Annotated in this window: 6 protein-coding genes; 2 read left to right on the top strand and 4 right to left on the bottom strand. The window is 73.0% G+C overall.

Annotation, left to right across the window (positions count from 1 at the left end):
• Window positions 1–239 (bottom strand): hypothetical protein (locus PV363_RS15360; RefSeq protein WP_301022782.1); only part of this gene is annotated, 239 nt, incomplete at its 3' end.
• Window positions 240–295: 56 nt separating this feature from the next.
• Between PV363_RS15360 and PV363_RS15355 the strand changes: the two genes are divergently transcribed.
• Entirely contained in the window at window positions 296–1,423 is a 1,128-nt protein-coding gene (locus tag PV363_RS15355; protein ID WP_301022781.1) for an amidohydrolase family protein, read from the top strand.
• 7 nt (window positions 1,424–1,430) lie between these two features.
• Here the strand turns inward: PV363_RS15355 and PV363_RS15350 are convergent, their stop codons facing one another.
• Both PV363_RS15350 and PV363_RS15345 read right to left on the bottom strand, forming a co-directional pair.
• Complete coding sequence (locus tag PV363_RS15350) at window positions 1,431–2,696, bottom strand: YibE/F family protein (RefSeq protein ID WP_220343846.1); 1,266 nt, start codon at window positions 2,694–2,696, stop codon at window positions 1,431–1,433.
• Window positions 2,697–2,739: 43 nt separating this feature from the next.
• Window positions 2,740–3,057 carry a 4a-hydroxytetrahydrobiopterin dehydratase gene (locus tag PV363_RS15345; protein WP_220343847.1) on the bottom strand — a complete coding sequence of 106 codons (318 nt, stop codon included), beginning with the start codon at window positions 3,055–3,057 and terminating at the stop codon, window positions 2,740–2,742.
• Window positions 3,058–3,088: 31 nt separating this feature from the next.
• Between PV363_RS15345 and PV363_RS15340 the strand changes: the two genes are divergently transcribed.
• Entirely contained in the window at window positions 3,089–3,808 is a 720-nt protein-coding gene (locus PV363_RS15340) for an NUDIX domain-containing protein (protein WP_301022780.1), read from the top strand.
• A 9-nt stretch (window positions 3,809–3,817) separates the two neighbouring features.
• Here the strand turns inward: PV363_RS15340 and PV363_RS15335 are convergent.
• Window positions 3,818–5,738: prolyl oligopeptidase family serine peptidase (locus tag PV363_RS15335; RefSeq protein ID WP_301022779.1), on the bottom strand; the 1,921-nt coding region annotated here is incomplete at its 5' end.

Here is a 5,738-nt window from a genome sequence, read left to right as displayed (position 1 = left end):
ACCAGGCCTGCGACGAGCCCGGCGACGACCAGCTCGACCACGGGGACGGCGAGGAAGACGACGTGGTCGGCCGTCTGGAGCTCGTCCTTCATGAAGTAGGCGAGCATCCAGGCCAAGGGCAGCGCGAAGAGGAGCACGACCCCGGAGGCGATCAACGGTCCGGCGACGCGCGTCGCGGGCGTCGTCGGGCCTGCTGAGCTGCGGGCGTCAGGCGTTCGGGAAGAGGGCGTGTTGGTCACACCGCGAGCCTCCCATGCGCTCCGGCGGCGCCCTGCCGGAGCCCTAGGGTGGGTGGGTGACCGACGCGACGCCCTTGCCCGAGCACATCGACGCCGACCGGGTCGTCCTGCCCGACGGCGTCCTCACCGACGGGTGGGTCGAGCATCGCGACGGCATCGTCACGGCGATCGGTCAGAACGAGGCTCCGGTCGCGGGGGCGTACCCGTGGATCTTCCCCGGCTTCGTCGACGGGCACTGCCACGGCGGGGGTGGGGCGTCCTTCGACGGCGGACTGGAGGCCGCGCGCACCGCCGCTCGAACCCACGCCGCGCACGGGACGACCACGATGCTCGCAAGCCTGGTGTCCGCCCGCGTCGACGTCCTGGCAGAGCAGGTCGGAGGACTCGCGCGCGCGATCCGTTCGGGGGAGCTGGGTCCCGTCCGCGGCATCCATCTCGAGGGCCCGTTCCTGTCGCCCGACCACCGGGGGGCGCACGACCCGGACGCGCTCACACCGCCGACCCACGAGGCCGTCGCGAGGCTGCTCGCCGCCGGGGACGGGCTGGTACGGATGGTGACGCTCGCACCCGAGCTCCACGGCGGGCTCGACACGATCGAGCACCTCGCCGCCGAGGGGGTCGTCGCCGCCGTCGGCCACACCGCGGCCGACTACGCGCTGGCGAGGGAGGCGTTCGCGCGCGGAGCCACCGTCCTCACCCACGCCTCCAACGCGATGATGCCGGTCCACCACCGCGCACCCGGTCCGGTCGTGGCGGCCCTCGAGACCCCCGGCGTCCGCCTCGAGGTCATCCTCGACGGCATCCACCTCCACGACGCGTGGGCGCGCCGGCTGCTCCTCGACGCCGGCGAGCGTGGAGTCCTCGTCACGGACGCGATGGCGGCGGCGGCCGCGCAGGACGGACGCTACGAGCTCGGCGGTCTGGCCGTGGACGTCGCCGACGGCACCGCTCGCCTCGCCGACTCCGGGGCGATCGCCGGCAGCACGCTGACGATGGACTCCGCCGTACGACGTGCGCTGGGGGTGCTGGGCCTCGATCCCGTCGCGGTGGCGTGCGCGGCCTCAGCCGCCCCGGCCACCGCACTCGGCCTCGACGGCGGCGCCATCACCGTCGGCGGCCCGGCGCACCTGGTCGCGCTCGACTCGACGTACGAGGTCGTCGGCGTGCTGCCCGGCGTCGGGTGATCGTCCGCTACCGAGGTCGGACGGCGTGTGCGGCGGGGTCAGGCGGCGGGACGGTCTCCGCGTCGCCAGCGTGTGCCTCGTCGGAGGGCCCGGGGGCGAGCGCGGCGGCGATCGCGGTCGTGATCGGGACCGCGAGCACCAGGCCGATCAGCCCGACCAGGGTGCGCGCGATCTCCGCGCCCACCTGCTCGGTGCCCGCGATGTCGAGCAGCGACCGGTCGTACGCGGTCACCAGGAGCAGCACCGTCATGGCCGTCCCGGCGTAGGCGAACACCAGCGTGTAGACGCTCGACGCGATGTGGTCGCGGCCGATACGCATCGCCGACATGAACGTCTGGCGTCGGCTCGCTCCGGGCTGTGCCGACCGCAGCTCCCACACCGCGCTCGCCTGGGTCACGGTCACGTCGTTGAGCACGCCGAGACCGGCGATGACCATCGACGCGGTCACCACCCCGGACAGGCTGATCTGCTCCGCGACGGCCATCAGGATCTGGTCGTCCTCGGAGGAGATGCCGGTGAGGTGCGTCCATCCGGTCGTGAGCGAGCCGAGGATCGCGGTGATGGCGAGCCCCGACAACGTGCCGAACAAGGCGGCGGTCGTCCGGATCGAGACTCCGTGCACGAGATACAGGACGACCAGCATGATCGCGCTCGACCCGACGACGGCCACGACCAGCGGGTTCTCGCCCGCGAGCAGGGCGGGCAGGACGAAGACGACGATGGCCCCGATGGTGCCGACCACTCCCGCGATCGCCAGCAGTCCACGCCAGCGGGCGACGGCGACGATGACGAGCGCGCACGCGAGTCCGAGCCACAGCAGCGGCATCCCGCGATCGAAGTCGAGGAACTCGTACGTGGGCTCGCTGGCGCCCTCAGGCTGGACCCGCACCAGGTCGACGGCGTCCCCGACGTCCACGCCGCTGCGGAAGACCGCCGGCTGGACCGTGACGCTCGCGGACTTGCCGTCGGACGTACGCAGCAGCAGCTCGCCGCAGTCGCCCTGGACAGCGGGGAGACCGTCGGGTCCGACCGCGCCGCCACCGCAGTCGACGGCGCGGACGTCGGTCACGGTGGCCGACACGATGCTGACGCCCTGCGTGCCGTAGGGGTTGGGCGCCTTCGCGACGTCGTCGGCGTCCGGCCACAGGATCCACACCGCGACCGCGAGTGCGACGCCGAGCAGCCCGACGACTACCGCGAGCACGGTCGCGAGGCCGCGCCGGCCCTGGTCGAGATCGTCGCTCGCTCCGAGATGGCTGTGCGTGTGACTCACGGGGCTAGCGTCCCACGCGAGGACCGGTCTCTCGGAGAGTGGCTCAGCGGTCCTCGGCGTCCTCGGCGATCGCGTCGATCTGCCGGGCGAGCGCGATGTCTCGTGCCGAGAGCCCCCCGGAGGAGTGCGTCGAGAGGGTGAAGGTGATGTCGCGCCACCGGATCATGATGTCGGGATGGTGGTCGACGATCTCAGCGGCCGCTGCCACGGCGTCGACGAGCGCGATGCCGTCGAGATAGCTGGGGGCACGGACCGAGCGGACGATGGTGTCGCCGTCGCGGACCCAGGCGGGCAGGCTCGCCAGCGCGGAGGTGATCTCGGCCTCGGACAACAGGGTGTCGGGGAGCTGGGACTGGTCCATGGTCCGACCGTACGCGCTAACCTCGCCGTTTGTGGATCCCCAGAGCCCCGAGCCCTCGCCCTCGACGCGTGTCGTCGTGGGGGTGGCACTGATCCGTGCCGGTCGTGTGCTCGCCGCACGACGGACCCGTCCGGCCGCTGCTGCGGGCGGGTGGGAGCTCCCCGGCGGGAAGGTCGAGCCGGGGGAGTCGGAGGCCGAGGCTGCCCGTCGCGAGGTCGCGGAGGAGCTCGGGTGCGACGCCACGGTCGGGCATCGGCTCGCGGGCGAGGTGCCGCTGAGCGGCGCCCTCGTGCTTCGCGCGTACGTCGGTGAGATCGTCTCCGGTGAGCCGGAGCCCACCGAGCACGACCTCCTGCGCTGGCTCGGGCCCGACGAGCTCGACTCCGTCGCGTGGCTGGACGCCGACCGCCCGTTTCTGCCGGAGCTCGAGGCGCTGCTGCGCCGTACGCCCTCGCCGACCGTGGCGGAGGCGCACTTCGACGAGGGCGAGGACGCCGAGCACGTCCTCGAGCAGCTGCACGCGCAGGGGTTCGCAGCCTCCGTGCACCGCGAGGGGTTCGCCGGCGAGGACGACAGCGAGGACCGGGCCTGGCTCGTCCGGGTCGAGGATCCCGCCGCCGCGCACCGACTCGAGGAGCTCGTCGACGAGGTCGACCTCGCGTGGATGGTGGTCACCGGTCCGGCTCCGGTCGTCCCACCCCCTGACGCGCCGCCGCTCCCGTCGGGACCGAGACGGCTCAAGCGAGGCTGACCCGCCGGGTCAGGCCCGGAGGGCGGTCCGGAGGAAGTCGACCTGCAGCTGGGCGAGGTTCTCGGCGACGACCTCCTGCGGCGTCATGTGCGTGACGCCGGTGAGCGGGAGCACGCTGTGAGGCTTGCCGGCCTCGAGCAGCGCCGAGGAGAGGCGCAGCGTGTGGGCGACGACCACGTTGTCGTCGACCATGCCGTGCACGATCATCAGCGGCGGGAGCACGTCGACCTTGTCGAGCCCGACCATCAGCGAGTGCGCGTCGTAGATCTCGGGCTGCTCGGCGGGGTCGCCGAGGTAGCGCTCGGTGTAGAAGGTGTCGTACAGACGCCACTCCGTGACCGGTGCTCCGGCGACCGCCGCGTGGAAGACGTCGGGCCGGCGCAGGACCGCGAGCGCCGCCAGGTAGCCGCCGTACGACCAGCCCATGATGCCGACACGCGACCGGTCGACGTCACCGCCATAGGTGTCGATGACCGTCTCGAGTGCCGTCACCTGGTCCTCCAGCGTGACACCGGCGACGTCGTCGCGGATGGCGCGGTCCCAGGCGCGTCCGCGGCCCGGGGTGCCGCGCCCGTCGGCGATCACGACGCAGAAGCCCTGGTCGGCCATCCACTGTGCCTGGAGGTAGGCCTTGGCCGAGTGCAGCACGCGCTGCGCATGGGGACCGGCGTACGGGTTCATGATGATCGGGAGCGCCGCGCGGCTGCCGACCACGTGCCCACGGGGGAAGAGCACCGCGGTGCGGATGCCGTGGTCGCCCGCCTCGAGGAAGCTCACCTCCGGGTGGAGGCCGGGGTCGAGCGGGTGGGACGTGATGGTGCCGACGGTCGAGCCGTGGCGCATCACCGTCACGGTCGGGACAGGCGACTCCATCCCCTCACGGACGCGGACGGCCGTGCCACCCCGCTCGTCACCGCTCCAGACGCCGGGCCCCTCGGCGAGCGGCACCGTCTCGCCGTCCCAGCCGACGGCGTGGAGGTGGATCTGCGTCGGGTCCTGCGAGGCCGTCACGATCGCGCCCTCGGCGCCGAGCGAGACGACCCTGCGGATCTGGAGGCCCTTCGGCGACACGGGCTTCCCGTCGACGAACAGCGTCTTGGTGTCGGCGTGGTCCTCGAGCGTCACGAGGCGACCACCCGGCGCGTAGGCAGGGACGCCCGGCATGAGGTCGACCCACACGTCGTCGCTCTGTGCCCGGACGAGCGTCGTCTCGCCGGAGTCGAGCTCGACGGCGAGCACACCGGCGTGCTTCTGGTCGCGCGACATGACCTGCACGAGCGGCTCGCCGTGCGACGTCCACGAGACGCGGGTGAGGTAGGGGAACGTCTCCCGGTCCCACACCACCTCGGTGCGGGTCCCGTCGAGGCGCACGTGCCACAGCGACACGAGGGCGTTGGCGGTGCCTGCGGCGGGATAACGGTGCTCGACCGGGGCTCGGGACGGGTCGGCGGGATCGGCGACGTACCAGGTCTCGACCGGCGACTCGTCGTAGCGCTCGACGAGCAGCGACTCGCCGTCAGGCGCCCACCAGTAGCCACGGAACCGGTCCATCTCCTCGGCCGCGACGAACTCGGCGAGCCCCCACACGACGTGCTCGCCGTCCGGCTCGACGACGGGGTAGTCCAGGGTGCCGTCGACCCCGATCACCCGGAGGGATCCGTCGGTGGCGTAGGCGATGCGCCGCCCGGTGGGATCGACACGGGGGTCGATCGCGGAGCCGGCGGTGGGGAGCGCGAGTGCACCGGCGGAGCGGGTGCGAGCGACCCAGACCTTGCCCGAGAGCGCGAACGTCGCGACCTCGCAGGCGTCGTCCATCGCGTACCCGACGATCCCGGCGGCCGACTCGCGGCTGCGCTCGCGGCGGGCCCGCTCCTCGGCCGACAGCTCCTCGCTGCCCGCGCCGAGCAGGGCGGTCGCGTCGACCAGGCAC

Source organism: Mumia sp., assembly GCF_028803055.1.
GTDB lineage: Bacteria > Actinomycetota > Actinomycetes > Propionibacteriales > Nocardioidaceae > Mumia.
Note: the sequence above shows the minus strand (reverse complement) of the source record. Positions and strands in the feature narration are given on the sequence as shown.

Excerpts from the sequence above, each read along its gene's own strand:
- PV363_RS15345 (WP_220343847.1), bottom strand. The coding sequence starts at position 3,057 with ATGGACCAGTCCCAGCTCCCCGACACCCTGTTGTCCGAGGCCGAGATC.